This window comes from Vibrio pectenicida (assembly GCA_024347015.1).
In the GTDB taxonomy this organism is placed as follows: domain Bacteria; phylum Pseudomonadota; class Gammaproteobacteria; order Enterobacterales; family Vibrionaceae; genus Vibrio; species Vibrio pectenicida.
Genome location: AP024889.1, coordinates 2,064,018 through 2,084,523 on the forward strand (window position 1 = coordinate 2,064,018; position 20,506 = coordinate 2,084,523).

The following is a 20,506-nucleotide window of genomic DNA, read 5'->3' on the forward strand; positions in this document are numbered from 1 at the left end:
GAGCAGGATATGCCGCGCAACTAAAGATTGTCTTAAGGTGCCGAAAGTTGTTAGATAAACAAACGAAAGCATAACGGATACCTTTGCTTATGGGGATGAACGTCAGCTCAATACGCATTTATATACCTTGAACAATCACAATAACGTGTCTTACACTAAGTCAATATGCATTAGGTATCTTATTGAGATGAATAAAACTGTGCTTTTGGTAGATGATGAAATAAACATCTTAAACTCGTTTAAGCGTACTCTTCGCCATCATATAGATATTGATTTGGCAAAAAGTGGCAAAGAGGCGCTGCAGCTTATTTCTACTAAGCAATATGCAGTAGTCGTTTCTGACATGCAAATGCCGGAAATGAGTGGTTTAGAGCTTTTGAAAGCGGTAAAAGATACGTCACCAGAAACAGTCAGAATGATGTTCACTGGTAACTCGGATCAAAAAACAGCCGTAGACGCTGTTAACTTTGCTGATGTATTTAAGTTTATTAATAAACCTTGCACCTCGGAAGACTTACTCGTCTACATTGATGCAGGACTTCGCCAATACGATCTGCTAATCGCTGAACGTATATTGTTGAATAAAACTCTCAAAGGTGTGATTAATGTATTGAGTGAGGTTATGTCTATTGCCGTACCAGATTTAACCGACAATACACATAGAGTTCACTTGCATATGGTCAATCTTGCTAAAGCAATCAAGCTCAAAAAACATTGGAGCTTTGAGCCTATCATAAAGCTATCTCAACTAGGGTACATTGTCTTTCCTGAAACCACTTTAAAGAATATAAAGGATGGAAAACTTATCTCGGAAGAAGATAAAAGACTATTCGATCAACACCCATCACTGGCATATGATCTTTTAAAACAAATACCAAGGATGGAAGCGATTGCTAGAACATTACTTTATCAAGAAAAATGCTTCAATGGAGAAGGGATACCAAGTGATGAAGTTAAAGGTAAAGATATCCCTCTCGGAGCAAGAATGCTAAAGATAGTCTGTGATTTTTGTTCCCTTGAAAGAAACGGCTTTACAAATTCAGAAGCTCTTATTGCACTTTATGAACAGGTTGACTTTTACGACCCTGACTTATTAAGTGCTTTTAAAACGTCATTAGATAAAACGAATAAAATATTGTCTGTAGATATATGCAACCTTAATCCTAATATGATAGTTGAAGAGGAAATAACAACTGGACGAGGGCAGCTTGTGGCTAAAAAAGGCCAGCGAGTCACTCATACACTGATGAAAATCATTCACCATTGTATAGAAAATAAAGCCATATCAGGAACAGTTCAGGTCGCAATGTTGAACACGGAGCAGATAGAACAAACAGGAAATACTTAACACCGAATTTAGATGGTTTTTAATGCCTATGATTATTGACCAGAAACCCAACATTAAGGAATATTGGAATAATGACCAACTTGTGGCGTTTTAAAGCGATTGACCCAACTTTATATACCGAAGTTCAGGCTGATTTTAACTTATATTTGGTCTTGCTATCTATTTTTGTATCAAGCTTGGCGGCATATGCAAGCTTGATAATATTGAAGCGCATATGGTATTCCGACTCCCCTAAAATTGCGACTCTCTGGAAATTTTTTGGGGCGGCTATATACGGTCTAGGAGTTTGGGCAATGCATTTTACTGGTATGCTAGCTTATATGATTCCTATGCCAATGACCTACAGTATCCCTATTACTATAAGCTCGTTACTGCCTCCTATTGTTGGTGCTTTAGTTGCATTTCATATTCTTCAAAATCGTAAGTTCTCTTTAATAGACATGCAGCTAAGTGCACTTAGTTTAGCGCTAGGAATTGGTAGTATGCATTTTCTTGGAATGGAAGCGATGCAGTCGGATGCAACTATGGTGTATAACTTGCCGCTGTTTCTTACTTCACTGATCGTCGCTTTTGCTTGTGCGTTTGTAGCAATATTACTCATCAAAACTCAACGCGACAATGATAAAAAACCACTATATAGAGGCTTTTTAAATCGAACACTAGCTTCAGCGGTTATGGGAGTTGCAATTGCGGGGATGCATTATACTGCAATGCTGGCAGTTAAGTTTTATGTTGAAAAGCCGTTTATCGAACCCTCAATACACAGTATGGCCGATACACATTTTATTGCATTTGCCGTGACCATATTCATTGTTATCATTTTTGTTGCAACTGCTTTTACTTCAATGATTGATATCCGCCTGCAATCAGCAGAGTCTTCTGTCCAAGCTAGCATCAAAAGAGAAAGGCAAATAATAAACAGCCTAGCTGATGGCCTTATTATTATAGATGGAGAAAATAAGGTCGAAAGTATTAATAAGATGGGCATTCAGATGTTTGGCTATGAAGGAGAAGAAATTAAAGGAGTGCCTGTTGAAATTTTAATGCCTTCTTTCGATAAACAATCAGTCGAAGAAACATCAGCTCTAGAGCATGAACTTCGCAGTGGCTTAATTTTTAAAGGTAAAAAGAAAAACAATCAGCTTTTTCCGATTGAGGTTAGTTTGTCAGTATTAGCTGGAGTTAATGAAGATTCTAAGTACTTTAGCTGTATTGTCAGAGACATCACCAGTAGGTTGGAACAAGAGAAAGTCATTCGTCAATCACAAAAACTTGAGTCTATGGGTCAACTTGCTGCTGGAATTGCACATGAAATTAATACTCCAACACAATACGTTTCAGATAATACGAATTTTTTAAAAAGTTCTTTTGGCACTTTTTTGAATATAGTCACTGAATTAAAGCAAGTTGATCAGACACATCCGAGATCGCAACCAAAACAAGAGGCGATAAACTTAAATAAACTTCTTGAAAAGCATGACTTTGATTTTATTGCCGAGGAAATACCACTAGCTATCGATCAGTCTTTAGAAGGGCTAAATAGGATTAGTAAAATTGTTCACGCAATGAAATCCTTCACTCATTCGGGGCATGGTGAAGTACAACAGGTAGATATATTAGAAGCCATTGAATCAACGATTACGATTGCAAGAAGTGAGTGGCGGTATGTTGCCAATGTTGAAACTGACTTTTCTCCATCTACTCCTAAAATTCCATGTAGAAGAGACGAATTCAATCAAGTTATTCTCAATTTTATTATCAATGCAGCGCACGCTATTGAAGAAAAGTTTAAGGGGCAAGACAGCCAGCTAGGATCAATAAAAATATCCGTTTTTCCTGAAACACATTATGTCATAATCAAAATTGAAGACAACGGTATTGGTATACCCGACAATATTATTGATAACATATTTGATCCATTTTTTACCACTAAAGATGTTGGCAAGGGCACAGGCCAAGGATTGAATCTGGCATATTCATGCATAGTTGAGCACCATAAAGGGGTTATTCATACTGAAACACAAGTAGGACAAGGAACAACGTTCACTATCAAGTTACCTCTTTCAGTCTCACGAGCACAAATAAGAATGGAACATCATGATGAACATCCTGTTAGTTGATGATGAAGAAATGATCCTTCGTGCTCTCAAACGCGCTTTATTCGGTGATAAATGGTCGATATTTCTCGCGGTGAGCGGGGAAGATGCATTATCAATCCTTGAACAGGTAAACATAGATATTATCATCTCGGATATACTGATGCCCAAAATGAATGGTGCACAGCTACTTGAAAAGGTGAGCATGCTTTATCCCAATGTTATTCGTGCTTCCTTGTCAGGATATTCAGACAGCGATCTAACAATTAAGGGAGGTTTCTTTTCACATCTTGCATTCACAAAGCCATGTAATCCCAAGATATTAAAAAAAGAAATCTACCACATCTCTGATCTTTTAAATGTCTTTCCAGACAAGATAATTCAACATGCAATCAGCGGTATTAATTCACTTCCTACTGACCCTGAATGTTTTTACCGAACTAAACGAGTGATAGAGTCTCCAAATTCATCAATAAGCCAAGTGGCTGAAGTAATTTGTCAAGATCCAGCCATTAGTGCGAAAGTTTTACAAATTTCAAATAATGTCATATTCAGAAACAACGAAGATATTGTTTGTATTAACGAAGCTGTTTCAAGGTTAGGTACACAAGCTATATCAAGTATTATGGATATGGTTGAGATTTTTTCTATATCAAATAATGCTCCCAGAACCCCTTTATATCAGCTGCAAACTAATAGTCATAAAATTGCTTTGCTCGCTTCAAAAATGGTCCATGATGAAGAAAAAGATCTTACTTATCTAGTTGGCCTTTTTCACAGAATTGGAGAATACGTCCGACTCAAAATCACCCCAGATTTAATGCACTCTTTACTCGACCCCAAAAAAAAAGGGCAGGATAAATCTCATATTGAAACTCACATATTCAAAACCGATTCAGAGCAGCTTGCTGTATATCTCCTGAAGTTCTGGGGGTTTTCAAAAAAACTCATTGATGCTGTTGTGATGCAAAACTCACCTGAGGCGCTTTTGAATAAACCATTTGGTGCCGCCAGCGCAGTCTATATTGCTCGTTGTATCATTAATAATCAGCCAGTCAATAGCCAATTGATAACTCACTGTAGTTTGGAAAATCAATTTAATACGTGGCAAAAAGAACCATTATAAATATCGTTTAAATATCAACCATTTGTTTTGCAACATAAGCCATTATAAATGTACCTTCAATGAGATATAACGCAACTCAATATCTATGTAAACTCCAAGAGTTTAGGCATGCTGATCTAAATAGACATTGAACATACCTTGAAAACTTTCGCCAGCCCTGATTTAAAGGCCAAAAGATTAGACTTTTAAGGTCTATTTACTGTAATTTAGTGTCGATTTTTTCTTGGTCAATACATAGTAATAACTTTCGGAGTAAGAAGTGAGTTCTTATAGCATATCCATCATTAAGTCACGATTGACGCAAGGTTTTAGACTTAATAGTTCTATATCAACCACGCTTGCGATCACAGCTCTTATGTTTCTTGTTGTCGCCTTTCCCCAGATAAGTATCAGTTATATCGCCCGTTTAACTCAATATACCATTGATCAATTTGGTCTTAGTTTCGTGCTATTTTCTAGTGTAATGGTGCTCCTCACCTTTAGCATTAGTTTAAGCCCTCTGGGAAAAATACGCCTCGGCGGTGATATGAGTAAACCAGAGTTCAGTACATCAAGCTGGCTAGCAATGCTATTTACTGCTGGAATGGGATCTGGCCTTATTTTTTGGGGAATTGCAGAACCTTCTTTTCATGCATCTAACCTACCTAGCTTTGCTAAAAACCTAGGAGATGATACCGATACGGCATTGGCCCTAACATACTTCCACTGGGGTCTGCATGCCTGGTCGATATACGCGATTGCCGCTCTTGCAATCGCGTGGTTTAGCTACAACCGGAAACGCACACTGCATATATCGTCAATGTTTACTTCACAGCCTAAACGTGGCATTTTTTCTATCCTTGATTGGATGGCGGTGATCGCAATAATGTTTGGTGTTGCAGGCACCTTTGCTAATGCTATTGCTCTTATTCAAACAGGCTTGGAACAAACGTTTTCAATTGTTATAGACTCCTTCTTGTTTCGCTATAGTTTGCTGATTATGATTGCATTCCTGTTTACTACCTCATCCTTGTTAGGTTTGAAGAAAGGAATCAAGCGGTTAAGTCTTTTCAACACCATCATTATGCTCGCTATGGTAGGCGCGGTATTTGTTCTGGTCGACCCAGTGCAAACACTGGAAAGAATTGCCTCATCATCGATAAGATATATCGAATTACTACCACAAGTATCCTTTGCTATTGATCCACAATCACGTGATTGGAGTTTAGGCTGGACTGTCACTTACTTAGTATGGTGGATTGCATGGGCTCCCTTTGTAGGACCTTTTATCGCAAGGATCAGCAAAGGAAGAACGATTAGACAATTTCTAATCTGTGTAGTACTTGTGCCAACATTTGCTTCCATTATTTGGTTTAGTACTTTTGGAGGCGCGAGTCTAGACAGCCCCTTCAGTGCTAATGTGGTTGCCTCAGTTAATAATGATTATACCAAAGGATTGTTTACGTTCTTTGAACAATTTCCTGTAAGCAAAATGTTCGGAATTACTGCTTTAATCTTATTAATTACCTTCATCATCACCAGTGCTGACTCAGCTTTATTGGTTTGTACAATGTTGACCAACAATGATAACAATAAAACAAAAATATTATGGGCCGCCATTCTGGTGTCACTCTCAACAGCACTTCTCTATGGCAATGATGTAGAGCTGAATAAACAAGTCGCTATCGCGGGGGCTATACCTTTTACTTTAGTGATAGCCCTACAAGTCCTAGCTCTACTGAAAGATATGCTAAGAAATAAGCAATGCTAGAGGTTTAAGGTAATGTTCTATACGTGACAACCAAAAAAGGTTTTTAGTACAATAGTGTTCTTCAATTACATTTTACCAGTTATGGTAAGTTACTAATATTTAAACATATACTTAGCTAAATCAGCATAAACGATCATTATTATGTCCATTGACAGAACCATTAATAAGTAAGAGCATATATATTCCAACCAATTGAAATTAGACTAGTTTTAGGACTATTTTATGAACAAATTTGTACTAATTATTTTATGCTTATTTTTACCTCCCATTGCTGTTGTTTGCAATAGAGGATTAGGAAAAGATTTTTTTATTAGCTTTATTTTAACGTTGTTCTTTTTTGTGCCCGGCATCATCCATGCGTTTTATTCAACCATGGAAGTAGGCAGACATAGAAAGCGTAGATAATATAATATACATCCCCACACTTAGATAACTATGTAAAATATAATACATAAAAATAATAAATGACGCATATGGATAAATACTTAATTTTGTGTCATTTATTATTAAAATTCCAATCTTAAACTAATTGCCACCCTTGATATTCAACATCTTTTTTATCAATAACTTCAAAAGGTTCATCTCGAGATTCAGGAGAAGAGCCCGTATTCCAGACGCTAGTTATTGCAGGTTTAGAGCCTTCCCCTGCCCCATACTTTGAGTCAAATTTTTCGCGTTCATGTGCATGATTAAAGTTATAGACTTTATTAAATTGTCCATCAATAACAACACAACCATTTGAGTTATGGATAAAATTCATTGCGTGCGAATAACCTTTATCTTTGACAGGTACAGTAATAATTGCTCTTTCCCCCTTGGGAACTAACTCACTTAGTACCCACGTTAAAGGCTGTTCTCTAGATAAAACTTTTGACTGTATATTTTCTACGTCTGTACTAATTGAACCTTGAGCAGTTTCAGTAGCAACATAGTAGTGATTAAAATCTTCTCGAGCTAAAGCATCTAAATTTCTATCCACCGCTTTACTGCAATACGTGCAATTTCGATTTAAAGCCATCTGTTGATCTTTGACAAATGATAGCAAATTGCTAAACATACCTGTTACTTTGTTAGGGTTCGATGATTGTGAGATAAACTCAAACGCAACACCAAGCCCTTTACTAGCACTAGATTGAAAGTCTGCCGAAAGGTGCAGCCAATCTGCGGTACCACTTGTATAGTCCGGGTGCTTAGTAAAGTTTTGGGGACGAGTAATATCAGATGGAATATCGTTTACAGAAAGTGAATCGAAGGAATCTACTCTTTCTATCATGGCTACCTCCAAGGTATGTTTTAATAAAGCCTTAGAGGATTTATAAAGTAATAACTTACGGATTAACATCCGGTCAACACCTGATAGTTTTAGCTACCATTCTTATGAAATTTTCATTTCCAGCTATAAATTTATCCACTGTATAACTATTTATTATCATTTACTCTAAATGCTTGCATCGCCTTTAGATGCTGAGAGATTTTCTTAAACTTATGAGATTGGTCTTCATCCCAAATAATATCGTAGTAATTTTCTAACTCCGCCGAGGTTTTGAGATTATCGTGGATTTCATCATTTTTCGACAAAACGACTAAACAATGATTCTTATTCTTGGTACGAAACTCTGGAATACACTTGGTGACAATATCTTCATATTCCTCTGGTCTATCGATACGCCCTTGCATAGTGAGTTCAGGATGAAGGTTAGGGTTCAATATCACTTGTTTAATCCTACATAAAAAACCTATACGTTCAGACCAGTACCCACCTAAACCGACACCACAAATAATAGGGTTAGGATCACCGGATTGCTCAATCGCCTTGTGTACTTCCTTGAGAAGATGCTGCATATCATGCTTGGGATGCAATGTACTGTAGTTAATAAAACGAACATCTTGATCAATAAATTGTAGTTGCAGGACTTTCTCGTGATTGCCTGGGCTGGTGGAGTCGAACCCATGTAAATATATAATCATTTTAATATTCTCCGTTTACCCCACCAATTCAATACAAAAAGTAAGGGTATAGGGAGAGGTAAATCTAAATTGTATTCACAGGTTGATTTACGTAGGTTGAGAGGTCAATAAATTACCAAGGGTCTGCGCTTCAACTAAATATCTATCATGCCCTTTTAACTGATAAGCTAATAAGTACCAAAGCATAGCCATCACATCAGCTCTTGGCTTCCAAGCCATTACACCTTCAATCCATTCATTCACATCTTCAATATCTCGAAGTTGGCAGTAACGATAAACCGACTCGAGCGGCTTTTCTCCAGTCACACAGATGGTGATAGCAAGATCTAGCCTTGGATCAGAGATACAAGCGTATTCCCAGTCAATAACTTTATTACCTTCAGCGTGTTTGACCATATTGTAACCAGCCAAATCGAAATGGCATAGTGAAGTATCTACATTACCTAGGCTTGGAACATTACGCCATTGCTGATACAAATCCCGATAAATATCTAGCTGCAGATTTTCACGCAGTAGCATCCAATAATGATCAACCCTAGCAGTATAGTTAAAAGGAGCAATCGGAACTTTAGTGATATCTAAGCTGTGGATCTTGGCAAGTGTCCTTAATAACGAATCAAAAGGCAACTCATGGGTTAACGGCTCGCCTTCAATCCACTCAACCAACAACCCATGCTCATGAAGGTATACAGGTTTAGGGGCAAGATTAGTATCTTGTATGAGAGATAAAATTTGCTGTTCGTGAAACCGAGAAATAGACAGCGACTTGGTAATATGTGTACTAGGACGCCAAACAAAACAGTCGCCACTTTGAGCTTTCACTTTCCAGCAGCGATTGGTTAGGCCTCCGGTTAATGTCTGGGCATATTCCGGGGCAAGCGAAAAGAAGTGATCTAATGATCTCAGTGAAGTATCAAGCTGACATGCATCATGCCAAGCCATTATTGCCATCGATCACTCCTATAAGGTTAAAGACCTAAGAAACTCTTAGACTCTTGTTTACGGATTTCTGTTTCATCTGCCCACTCAATCAAACCCGTTTTCAAGTCCATTAGACGCATCGTCATCTTATAGTATACATCTTTATCACTGCCGCCGGTTTTGGCAATACTGGATAGGTTTCCATACAGCATATACTGTGCACCTACCATCTGACCGAACTGAATAGCAGTACTTTGATTCACCAGCTCATCATTGTTCTGGAAGTTAAGTTGTTCACGAACGGCTTCAACCCGATCCATGTCAACAAAACGGAATTTACCTGAGTTAAGCATCTTAGTGCTAATAGTATCTGTGATTGATTCAGTATCTATATGTTCACTGGTCTTATTTTTAATTCTTTCAACAAAGACAATCGGGCGAGAACTATTTGTAATTGCCGCAACAGAGCCAGACATCATCATGCTATCAACCATTTCTCCAGCAATCTTTTGTAAATCGGTTGAACCGAAATCAATTGTTGTGGTTTCAACGGCTTGTGCATCGCCATAGCTAACTTTATTTGAACAGCCACCTAATAATACTGCCAAGCCAAGTAACGCGATAACGCTTTTTTTCATTCTTGGTTCCTCAATTTTTCTATAATCTTGTGTTAGTCGTTGTAGGGAAAAATACCGAGATTTTAACCCTTAGTTGTCACTTTCACGAATCTGAATACGAAACTGTGTTCCATTCGGATTCACTGAAACTTCAGAGATAGAGATGGTTTCCATACCTCGAACGACAGTTTGTCGCCAAGGCCCAAGCTTAGAGTTAACCTCTAGACCACTATCATCATACCAATAGAATCGATACTGTATATGCTGATCACCTTTGTATTGGCTGATTACTCGTACTACGCCCCGGGCACGACCATCAACATCAGCAGTAGAGATATCATCTATATGCAGGCGACCAGCCAATACGTTATCACCAAACAACACAGTTTGCGATGCTCCATCAATACGTAAACCTGCGGTGTTACTCGAGCAACCCACCATGATTAATCCGGCAATTACTACAATAAGCCAATTTTTCATCTAATATTTCCTAACTGTTTATGCCAAATTATGGCACTACCTCCCTGACGAGAGACCCAAACTAAAGCAGTATGACCTGCTTCAACCTCAAACTGATATTTTTGGTGAGCGCCAACCAACACCGTCTGTTGCCCTGGTTCTACAGTCACGCTACTACTGCGAATTTGGCCTGGAAGGGTTATCCAGCTTCTGGTATCTGGCTGTTCGGTTAGCGTATTCCAGATATTGACCAATGCGTTGCCGAGTTGGTCTTCATTAGTGGCATTCTTACGTAACTCATCTTTAGCCCAAACACGCAGTGCTTGGCGAATAATAATTGCTGGCATTCTCTCAGACAGATCAAACTGAGCCATAGTATTCACATCTGTCATCAGATCACTGTTAAGCTTGATTTGGTTAAACTGAGTCGCAGGGAAAAGTTGATTATTGTGTTGTCCATAATGAGGTAAAGCAATGGTATATAACGCAACATTACCATTACTATCAAAGAGTGGTAATGTTTGCTTCCACCCTTGTAGCGCATCAACAACACCTTGCTCTTCAATCACAATGACTCTAGCTTTATCGTCATCAAGGAAATTGCTCTTGCCATATCGCTTCTCTAACTGCACCAAGTCTTCATTCATACCTAGACGTTTAGCGACACGTTTCGTGCCATCAATCACCGCGGTGTTCTCTGGCATAACAGCTAAAGCACGCCGATAATCAACATAGGCATCATTTAGCGATTTATCCGCTTCATAAAGCAGCGCTGAGAGATAGAGTAGATAACCATTTTGTACAGCTTGAAGCGTCTTACCAGCATCAGGGTAGTTAGATAACACACTACCAATATTTGGAGTTAACCCTTTAGATTGCATATCTTGCTGTGCAGATTCGAGCTCTTTTTCTCTGTCTTTTCTTGCTCGCTCTTGCACCTGGTTAGCACGTCGCATTTCTATAATCGCGCCTTCAAGATCATTGTTTTTAAGGTAATTTAAACCAAGGTACAAATGTAGAAAACCAAGTTCATAATCGGCGGGTTTATAGATATCTAGATTATCATTGACAGCCAAAGAACCAATGCTTGTCGCAGTATCTGAAATAGATATTGTTGCCTTATCTTGCTGAACTCGTACTGCTTGATCACTGGCTTCAAAGGCAGATTTACTTTCACCATACTGCTGATTAAGTAGATAAACACGACCCTTTTCCATATTATCAAGAATATCGCCAGCCACCTGTTCAGGTAAGGCTTGTTCTGCTTCTTGATACTGCCCTTCTTTTACCGCCTGATATAAATCACTATTTTGTGCACTGTAATGGCTAAATAAATTGCCTGCTGAAAAATTAGCGCAGGCTGAAAGAATCGTTGAGCTAAATACCACCAATGCGAGTCGAACGTGTTTTTGCACTTCGTGCTCCGAATGAGTTATTAGAATTTTATGATCGACGCGTTTGACAGTAGTAATCATAAAAAGTTTGCATGACCACCACTATTTTTATATTAACCTCAGAGTTAGCTGGCGAGCATTGAACCTAGAGGACGGCCGCCAACCAAGTGCATATGAATATGGTAGACTTCCTGTTTCCCATGAGAGTTACAGTTTACTATCAAACGATAACCATCTTCAGCAATACCTTCTTGCTTGGCTATCTTACGTGCAACGGTGAACATTCTGCCCATGGCAAGCTCGTCCTGATCCTCAATGTCATTGACTGTTGGAATCAATTTATTTGGAATAATCAATATATGGCTTGGTGCACGCGGGTTGATATCACGAAAAGCCGTAACGAGATCATCTTGGTAAACCACATCGGCGGGAATCTCTTGACGAATTATTTTACTGAATATGGTTTCTTCAGCCATGAAGCACTCCATCACTTATTATTAGCATTGATTACTGCCAAGGAGTATGCGCTAAGCGCAATAAAATCACAATAAAAACAGTGTTCACTTTCCACATACTCATGAGCAACCCATAAAGAGCAAATTATGCAACAAATCATCTATAAAGTCTGTCTCATATTTGGCCAAGCGATACTTTTAAGTTCATTTTCTCTGCGACTTGTGGCTCTATTCATATCTGATACCGATGAACAGCTTGCATATACTTAAAATTCTTGATTTGTCAGGGCTAGGCAAATTATCTATACATATCGGTCAATTTCGTCCTGCGCTCTTGTTTTTTTAGCACGCTGTCTTTATATGGGTAGTTAGGCTTGCTTAAATCTATCTCACCATTTTGCAAGCCAATCATGAGGAAACTATATGGCAGTCCATGTTGGCATAATTGATCAAGACCCCATTCGTTTGGTAACTCCTTTATTGGATAACCGCACTATCAGTAATCATATCGTTTTCATTGGCGTTAAGAACCAGATACCCATGTATCAAAGGTTGCAAAGTGTTCTGGCCAAAAGAAACATTACAGCCGAATTTTTTGAAATCCCGAACGTTGCTAATACATCAAGAATTAAATGTGCGGTCGGAATCTTAGCGGATGATCTCAGGGTGCGTGGCGAAGAAGTCAAATTAAACGCCAGCTGTGGCCTTCGTCACCAACTACTATCTGTGTACGAGATTTTCCGTACATACCATTGGCCAATTTTTGTGGTGGAGCCCAACACAGATAGACTATGTTGGCTATACCCTGATGGTAAAGAAGACACTCAACTTGAAGATCGAATCACCATTGATGATTACCTAACCGTATTTGGTGCTCGAGGTGAATTTAACCACCAAGAATTACCTGCGCCGCTAGACCAAAAACTCTATGAACTAGGTGAACGATGGGCAAGTAATGCTCTTGAGTTAGGGCCTGGACTTGCAACACTCAACTATCTGGCAACAACGTGCCGAAAAGAGCAAAAGCTTAATGTTGAACTGTCAGAAAAACAACAAGGCTATCGAGAACTCAATATGCTTCTAAGCGACCTAGTTGCGGCGGACATTGCAAACTATGAAGATGGAATACTAACTTTCGCCAATGAAGACGCTCGCCGATTCTCAAATGGTGAGTGGTTAGAAACTCTTGTACATAGTACAGTGCGTGATATACAGAAAGACATACCAACGATACAAGACCACTCACTCAATGTTCAGGTGTACCGCCAACTTGGAGATCGTGAAGTTCGCAATGAATTAGATATTGCCTCGGTAGCAAATAACAAACTACATATCATTGAATGTAAAACCAAAGGCATGCGTGACGATGGTGATGACACATTATACAAACTAGAATCCTTGCGTGACTTGCTCGGCGGATTACAAGCCCGGGCTATGTTGGTCAGTTTTAGGCCTCTACGTTATAACGATATCACTCGAGCAGAAGATTTAGGACTAGCCTTAATTGGCCCTGAAGAACTTAAAGATTTAAAAACACATCTGACGAATTGGTATAAAGAGGCTGGTGGATATGATGATTCTGATATAGGTTAAACAGCTAGCTTTATAATAAAAACAGGCCTACTAGCAGGCCTGTTTTTATTATGAGTCAAGACATGTATTAGCTATCATCTTCTGTAAAATTAGTTGGCAGCGAGTTCTTCATCTCATTCCAAATCTGAGCACTTTCGATTCCATAATGCCGGATAATAACGATAATACGATCACGATTCCCCGTCTCACAAACTTCCAATAAGTCACGGTAGAACTGTAGCGCTAACTCTCTCGCTATAGGATTTGAAAAATAGTAACTACCAACGCGATCATACAGCTTTTTAAGTCCATTAAATATCAAACCATAGATCTGGTTCCCTGAATGAAAAGCTAAACGCTGGAAAAGCATGTAGTCATAAAAATTGAAAGTCTTAGCCAGTAACGTAGCATGGCGTTTTTCTTCGTCACGTTCTCCATCGTCTTTGACAAACTGCCGAATCTTTTCTGCATATGGTGACGAAGACATAAAGTCTTCCCATGATTCTGAGGCGAGAAGACTTTCACAAGATTCAATCACACCACTGATAGTACGTTCAGAGTTTTCTTTGTTCGCTTTAAAAGCATAACGCATGAATATAGGACTGATATTTGTACGAGCTGCGAGTAAGTCTTCTACAATAGAAGTCGCATTTTCTGCATCCAAAGTCATCAAGGTATCAAGAATATGTAGCCCTGACGTTTCCATAAATTGATTAACTTTAGTCGGTTTTCCGTGCTGTATCGTTAACCAACCGTCACGAGCTAAGCGCTGTAGTACTTCACGAAGTGTTGTACGAGTCACCCCAATCAGTTCAGAAAGTTCGCGTTCAGCGGGAAGAATAGAACCTGGTGGGAAACGCCCTTTCCAAATACTTTCAATGATGTATTTTTCTGCAAAGCCTGCTGGGCTCTTTGCCTTAATGACCATTTATTTAGCTATCCAATATTCTGATTTATAGGGTCTAATATTACTCATCATACCACTAGTTTTCGTGTATCGGAAACCGGACAATCGCAAACAAAGTGTAAAAATTCATATAGAGCAAAGAATCTAATGTTAATTATGCAATTATAGGTTTGTTCATAGATTGCAAAAGTCATTTAATAGTTAGTTTTACTAAAGGGATAGTACATTATCCTATGTTTTATAGTGCGTTAGTGGCTAAGGTCATCCTTTCATATTTACAACTTAGTAGGCACAATTTGATTAGATTAAGTGATATAAGCTACTGTATTTAAGCGTCTGAGTTTATAGGCACTATGAATTGTTTTTTTTCACAACTCTTACCCCATTTTAACGCAACTGGGATCGCGTTTTTGAACAAAAGTTCACTATGGTTTTTATCATTAGAGTGTTTATTATTGACTAAATTAACTTGAGGAGTAGAGTTGCGCCCCAAGTAAGGAGTGCTTGTTTTTCTCAGGGAGAAGATTTAGCAAAAGTACAAGGTAAACCATCCTTTTTCGCTAAGTCACTGTTGAACAAAGTCTGTTTAAACATTTTTCTGTTGCCATCTATCCATCTTTTACATAGAAGCAACCTAAGCAAATGTTGTCCAGACGCTCAGTTTTAAGCACCCAAAGTGTCTATTCATTACAACGTTTAAGAGTAAAAATATCATGCCGATGTCACTCGGGAATGCTTTCATAAAAAATTTCTTAGGCAAAGCACCAGATTGGTATAAAGTTACCATCATTTTATTCCTGCTAATCAACCCACTTGTTTTTTTCTTTATTGACCCTTTTGTCGCAGGGTGGCTGCTCGTTGCGGAGTTTATCTTTACCCTCGCCATGGCATTAAAATGTTACCCATTGCAACCAGGAGGGTTACTTGCCATAGAAGCGATCGCTATCGGTATGACAAGCCCAGAACAAGTAAAACATGAGCTTGTTGCGAATATTGAAGTGTTACTTTTGCTAGTTTTTATGGTCGCTGGCATCTATTTTATGAAGCAATTACTGCTATTCATATTCACAAAGATCCTACTTGGTATTCGTTCAAAGAGTTTACTATCAGTGGCTTTTTGCTTTGCTTCTGCTTTTCTATCTGCATTCCTAGATGCTCTAACAGTGATTGCTGTGGTTATCAGTGTGGCAGTCGGTTTTTACGCTATTTATCATAAGGTCGCATCGGGGATACGTTCTAGTGCTTCCCATGACCATACCAAAGACGATCACTTATGTGAGCTAACTCGTGATGATTTGGAAAATTACCGGTCTTTTCTGCGCTCACTTTTGATGCATGCTGGTGTAGGTACAGCTCTTGGTGGTGTTATGACTATGGTCGGAGAGCCCCAAAACCTTATTATTGCCGATCAAGCAAGCTGGCAATTTGGCGAATTCATTATTCGTATGTTACCAATTACTGCTCCCGTATTTGTGTTTGGCCTTCTTACCAGCGCTTTAGTAGAGAAACTAAAAATATGTGGCTATGGCAGCCGCTTACCTGATAACGTTCGTAAGATTTTGGTTGATTTTGACAATCAAGAGCGGAAGAATCGCACCAAACAAGATGTCGCTAAACTGTGGATTCAGGGTGTTATTGCAATCTGGTTAATCCTAGGTTTAGCCTTCCATCTTGCTGCAGTAGGCTTGATAGGTTTATCTGTCATTATTCTTGCTACAGCTTTCACAGGTGTTATTGAGGAACACTCTCTTGGCAAAGCATTTGAAGAGGCGCTTCCCTTTACTGCCCTTCTTGCCGTTTTCTTTTCAATCGTAGCCGTTATTATTGATCAGCAACTTTTCAAACCAGTGATAGATACTGTGCTTCATGTAGAAGATAAAAACACTCAGTTGGCATTATTCTATATCGCCAATGGGCTGTTATCTATGGTGTCAGACAATGTTTTTGTCGGTACAGTATATATCAATGAAGTCAAGACAGCTTTACTGGAGGGCATCATTACACGTGATCAGTTTGATTTACTCGCTGTTGCTATTAATACGGGGACAAATTTACCTTCCGTTGCTACACCAAACGGACAAGCCGCATTTCTGTTTTTGCTAACATCGGCACTGGCACCATTAATTCGCCTATCATATAGTCGCATGGTAATCATGGCGTTACCCTACACCATAGTGCTAACACTAGTAGGCCTTGCTGGTATCATCTTTTTAGTCGAACCAATGACAGCTTGGTTCTATGATTTAGGCTGGATTGTCCAACATACTGGTGTACCAGTCCGAGCAATATCGGATGGCCACTAATTTTTACGGTTCAGCAACATACTACTACTCAAAGATAAATGACCTTTGATCACTACAAATAAAAGTTTTGGTTGAACGCGAAACTTTTACAACAGGATAAATCTGTGAACATTCTTTGCACTCTAAACATCTTTTCTAAAACTCGGCTTTCTTGGCTGTTATTACTACTTTCGGTCATTTTTTTTGAAGCAAGCGCCCTATTCTTCCAGCATATAATGCAGCTATCACCTTGTGTTATGTGTATTTATGAGCGAGTCGCCATGTTTGCTGTTGGTGGTGCTGCAATCATTGGTTTAATAGCACCTCAACACTCTTTATTCCGATGGCTAGGTCTCACCGCATGGGGAGCTGGTGCTTATAAAGGGCTTATTTTGGCATTAGAGCACGTTGACTACCAATTTAACCCCTCTCCTTTTGCAACTTGCGATCTGTTTGTCACCTTCCCAGCCTGGGCCCCTATCAACCAATGGGCTCCATGGCTATTTGAAGCCTATGGCGACTGCAGTGAAATTGTGTGGCAGTTTTTGGGTTTATCAATGCCACAGTGGTTAGTAGTGATCTTTGCTGGAAATTTGATAGCATTAGCCTTTATTGTGCTTGCTCAGTTTACCAGCGGTAAAAAATAGCGCCTCCACTGATAAATACCAGAACAAAAAAAAGCAAGAGCTGAACTGCTCTTGCTTTTTACTGGGTAAATTCTGTTTAATTTCCTAGTTCACTTCTCGCCCTGGGGCTGGTGCCAGTACTTCACGATTACCATTATGCCCAGGAGCACTCACTATGCCTTGAGCCTCTAATTGTTCAACAATTCTTGCAGCACGATTGTAACCTATTTTAAAACGTCTCTGAACACCAGACACTGAACCTCTACGAGATTGAACAACATGCTCAACAACTTGGTCAAACAGAGGATCCATTTCCTCTTCGCCTTCTGATTTTTCACCTGGTAATAGAGCTTCTGGCCCTTGGTCACCATGGGTAATTTCATCTATGTAGTTAGGTTTACCACGAGCCTTCCAGTTATTAACCACGGCATGTACATCATCATCTGATGCAAATGCACCATGAACACGCACTGTATGACTAGAACCAGGAGGGAGATAGAGCATATCACCCATCCCTAATAAGGACTCGGCTCCGCCTTGATCCAAAATGGTCCTAGAATCAACTTTCGTAGACACAGTAAAGGCAACACGAGTTGGAATATTTGCTTTTATCAAACCAGTAATCACATCAACCGAAGGCCGTTGCGTAGCCAAGATCAAATGAATACCAGCAGCCCGAGCTTTTTGAGCTAGCCGGGCTATGAGTTCTTCAACTTTCTTACCTACCACCATCATCAAATCAGCAAACTCATCAACGATAACAACAATGTATGGTAGCTTTTCAAGTAAAGGTGGGAGCTCGTCCATGCTATCACCTGCTTGCCAAAGGGGATCATGAATTGGATGGCCAGCTTCAGCCGCCAATTTCAATTTATCATTGAACCCTTTAATATTTCTAACCCCAAGCGCCGACATCAATTTGTAGCGACGCTCCATTTCACCTACACACCAACGTAAGGCGTTAGAAGCATCTTTCATATCTGTCACAACTTCAGATAGTAGGTGAGGAATCCCCTCATAGACCGAAAGTTCAAGCATTTTGGGGTCAATCATAATGAAGCGAACATCTTCGGGGGAAGCTTTATAAAGCATGCTAAGAATCATTACATTCACACCAACTGATTTACCAGAACCTGTGGTTCCAGCCACCAATACATGAGGCATTTTTGACAAATCAGCAACAACGGCTTCTCCGGCAATATCTTCCCCAAGTACTACCGTAGTTGGAGACTTAGCATCAATAAACTGGGAACTGGCAACAACATCGGAAAAATAAACGGTCTGGCGACTCATGTTCGGTAATTCAAGCCCAACATAGGGTTTACCTGGAATAACCTCCACCACTCTGACAGCCAGAGCAGAAAGCGAACGTGCTAAATCCATAGATAATCCAGAAATACGGCTTACCTTTACCCCAGGTGCTAAATCAAGTTCAAATCGTGTAATCACAGGCCCTGGGAATATGCCCACCACTTCCGCTTTAATCTTGTAATCTGCAAGTTTGGACTCAACAAGCCTTGCAATATCTTCAAGCGCTTGACGATCAATAAAGTTTTCACGTTTTTCAGGGTGATAAAGAAGCTCAAGAGTCGGCATTGGTTCTAAAGGCTTAGGCAAATTGATTTCTTTCTGAACGAGAAAAGGGTTTTGCTGCGCTACAACCTTTGATTGTGCTTGTGCAACAATAGTTTGAAATGCCATCGAATCTTCATCGCTTGCGTTAACTTGCGGAGCAGTATCTACTATACATGCCTCTTCTTCAGCCACATCAAACGTTGAAATAATCGGCTCTTGGACTTCTAGCTCGGTATTAGAAACTATTTGTTCAAATTTAACGGGCTCAATATGGGGATATTCAGACTTAATGCCGACCTCATGTTCACTATCAATAGAGGTTGTTTGATTCTGTATCCTAGTGGTTTGAGTAACCTCATCGGCATCTTTTGCAGTTGCAAGATCATTGATACTTTCTTGAGCTGCAAAATCATCATCATATTGCGCTGCAGCTTCTAACTCTTCAATAGTGGCGTCAAGCTGCTTAGTACGCTCTTGATCACTATGTTCAGAAAATGCTGGCTCTAAAGACTCAGGTATTGAGGAGTTAGCCACTTCTGGCACTGGCGTAACAGGCTCGTTGTGAGTTTCAGGCATATGGATATTAAATCGACGCGGCGTTAATTCCTTACTTTCCGGTACTATGCTTTCAAGCAACTCAGGATCTTCGTTAATCAGGTTAGACTGCTCAGTCGAATCTACCAACTGAGGTTCAATTAGCTCATCATTTTCTCCGCGAAGTTTGTTGGTAACCGCGGTTAACAAGCTAATCGTATACTCACCAAGTTGGTCAACGATTGTCAGCCAAGATATTCCTGTAAGTAGTGTAAAGCCAGCGCCCCAGAGAAAGAGGAAAACCAAAGTAGTTCCAAGAGTATTTAATGTTGGAAGAGCAAGGCTTGTTAACACATCGCCTATCACACCCCCAGATGAAAAATACCAGATATCATCAAAATTGATATCCGCAAGCCCGCAACTGGTCATAATCAACACAGTTAATCCGAGTAATCGACTACCCCATAAAAGTAAATCAATAGACTCACCTTCTTCACGCTTTCTGAAAACAATCCAAGCCGTAACCGCAGCAATAATAGGTATTGGGTAGGCCAAAGAACCAAAGGTAAAAAACAGAGTATCTGCTAACCATGCTCCCACAATACCACCTGCATTATGGATATCATCTCCCCACGCTGTCTGTGACCAAGATGGGTCTGCTGGATTAAAAGTAAGTAATGCCACCGACAACAAAATAGAAGTCAATACACTAACAATAAAGCTGCACTCTTTGAGGCGCTGAGGAGCATCAAGACGTGACGGCTGTAACTCATCTCCAGTTTTAATTATGGTTTCAACTTTGTTTTTGTTGTCTTTGAACATAACTCACTTATCAAATGCTTGGTACTAACTCTTGGTACGCCACTCATTTGTGGC

General features: G+C 39.5%; 17 protein-coding genes. 8 read left to right on the forward strand and 9 right to left on the reverse strand.

Annotated elements, in window-relative coordinates:
- Window positions 1–187 precede the first annotated feature (187 nt).
- From OCV27_RS09550 to OCV27_RS09570, 5 genes are all read left to right on the forward strand, one after another.
- Window positions 188–1,348, forward strand: a complete 1,161-nt coding sequence (locus OCV27_RS09550; protein WP_125321161.1) for an HD domain-containing phosphohydrolase — start codon at window positions 188–190, stop codon at window positions 1,346–1,348.
- Between the two features lie 71 nt (window positions 1,349–1,419).
- The gene (locus OCV27_RS09555; protein WP_125321159.1) at window positions 1,420–3,468 is read left to right on the forward strand and encodes an MHYT domain-containing protein; all 2,049 of its coding nucleotides are present in this window, start codon (window positions 1,420–1,422) and stop codon (window positions 3,466–3,468) included.
- Complete coding sequence (locus tag OCV27_RS09560) at window positions 3,446–4,570, forward strand: HDOD domain-containing protein (protein ID WP_125321158.1); 1,125 nt, start codon at window positions 3,446–3,448, stop codon at window positions 4,568–4,570. Before OCV27_RS09555 ends, OCV27_RS09560 begins: the two co-directional genes overlap by 23 nt.
- 259 nt (window positions 4,571–4,829) lie before the next feature.
- On the forward strand, window positions 4,830–6,320 hold the full coding sequence (locus OCV27_RS09565; protein WP_245986729.1) for a BCCT family transporter: 1,491 nt from the start codon (window positions 4,830–4,832) through the stop codon (window positions 6,318–6,320).
- 222 nt (window positions 6,321–6,542) lie between these two features.
- Window positions 6,543–6,725, forward strand: coding sequence for a YqaE/Pmp3 family membrane protein (locus OCV27_RS09570; RefSeq protein ID WP_125321157.1), 183 nt, complete (start codon window positions 6,543–6,545; stop codon window positions 6,723–6,725).
- A gap of 115 nt (window positions 6,726–6,840) precedes the next feature.
- Here OCV27_RS09570 and OCV27_RS09575 read toward each other — a convergent pair whose 3' ends face one another.
- The 7 genes from OCV27_RS09575 to hinT all read right to left on the reverse strand — a co-directional run bounded on the left by OCV27_RS09575 (window position 6,841) and on the right by hinT (window position 12,155).
- Window positions 6,841–7,593: a hypothetical protein gene (locus tag OCV27_RS09575; RefSeq protein WP_125321155.1), complete on the reverse strand. Its 753-nt coding sequence runs from the start codon at window positions 7,591–7,593 to the stop codon at window positions 6,841–6,843.
- Between the two features lie 146 nt (window positions 7,594–7,739).
- The gene (gene ycfP / locus OCV27_RS09580) at window positions 7,740–8,288 is read right to left on the reverse strand and encodes an alpha/beta hydrolase YcfP (protein WP_125321154.1); all 549 of its coding nucleotides are present in this window, start codon (window positions 8,286–8,288) and stop codon (window positions 7,740–7,742) included.
- 87 nt (window positions 8,289–8,375) lie between these two features.
- A complete protein-coding gene (locus tag OCV27_RS09585; RefSeq protein WP_125321152.1) occupies window positions 8,376–9,239 on the reverse strand; it encodes a phosphotransferase in 864 nt (287 codons plus the stop codon).
- 17 nt (window positions 9,240–9,256) lie between these two features.
- On the reverse strand, window positions 9,257–9,847 hold the full coding sequence (gene lpoB, locus OCV27_RS09590; RefSeq protein WP_125321151.1) for a penicillin-binding protein activator LpoB: 591 nt from the start codon (window positions 9,845–9,847) through the stop codon (window positions 9,257–9,259).
- 69 nt (window positions 9,848–9,916) lie between these two features.
- Complete coding sequence (locus OCV27_RS09595) at window positions 9,917–10,306, reverse strand: YcfL family putative periplasmic lipoprotein (RefSeq protein ID WP_125321149.1); 390 nt, start codon at window positions 10,304–10,306, stop codon at window positions 9,917–9,919.
- The gene (locus tag OCV27_RS09600; protein WP_125321147.1) at window positions 10,303–11,700 is read right to left on the reverse strand and encodes a COG3014 family protein; all 1,398 of its coding nucleotides are present in this window, start codon (window positions 11,698–11,700) and stop codon (window positions 10,303–10,305) included. The genes OCV27_RS09595 and OCV27_RS09600 overlap by 4 nt, the downstream gene beginning before the upstream one ends.
- 104 nt (window positions 11,701–11,804) lie before the next feature.
- On the reverse strand, window positions 11,805–12,155 hold the full coding sequence (hinT, locus tag OCV27_RS09605; RefSeq protein WP_125321145.1) for a purine nucleoside phosphoramidase: 351 nt from the start codon (window positions 12,153–12,155) through the stop codon (window positions 11,805–11,807).
- A 402-nt stretch (window positions 12,156–12,557) separates the two neighbouring features.
- Here hinT and OCV27_RS09610 point away from each other — a divergent pair, with 402 nt between their 5' ends.
- Window positions 12,558–13,727, forward strand: a complete 1,170-nt coding sequence (locus OCV27_RS09610) for a DUF1887 family protein (RefSeq protein ID WP_125321143.1) — start codon at window positions 12,558–12,560, stop codon at window positions 13,725–13,727.
- Between the two features lie 67 nt (window positions 13,728–13,794).
- Here the strand turns inward: OCV27_RS09610 and fadR are convergent, their stop codons facing one another.
- Window positions 13,795–14,634: a fatty acid metabolism transcriptional regulator FadR gene (fadR, locus tag OCV27_RS09615; RefSeq protein WP_125321141.1), complete on the reverse strand. Its 840-nt coding sequence runs from the start codon at window positions 14,632–14,634 to the stop codon at window positions 13,795–13,797.
- A 692-nt stretch (window positions 14,635–15,326) separates the two neighbouring features.
- Between fadR and nhaB the strand changes: the two genes are divergently transcribed.
- The gene (gene nhaB, locus OCV27_RS09620) at window positions 15,327–16,916 is read left to right on the forward strand and encodes a Na(+)/H(+) antiporter NhaB (RefSeq protein WP_125321139.1); all 1,590 of its coding nucleotides are present in this window, start codon (window positions 15,327–15,329) and stop codon (window positions 16,914–16,916) included.
- Window positions 16,917–17,020: 104 nt separating this feature from the next.
- On the forward strand, window positions 17,021–17,542 hold the full coding sequence (gene dsbB / locus OCV27_RS09625) for a disulfide bond formation protein DsbB (RefSeq protein WP_125321137.1): 522 nt from the start codon (window positions 17,021–17,023) through the stop codon (window positions 17,540–17,542).
- 84 nt (window positions 17,543–17,626) lie between these two features.
- Here dsbB and OCV27_RS09630 read toward each other — a convergent pair whose 3' ends face one another.
- Window positions 17,627–20,452 (reverse strand): DNA translocase FtsK, encoded by a 2,826-nt coding sequence (locus tag OCV27_RS09630; protein ID WP_125321136.1) that lies wholly within the window; start codon window positions 20,450–20,452, stop codon window positions 17,627–17,629.
- Between the last annotated feature and the right edge of the window lie 54 nt (window positions 20,453–20,506).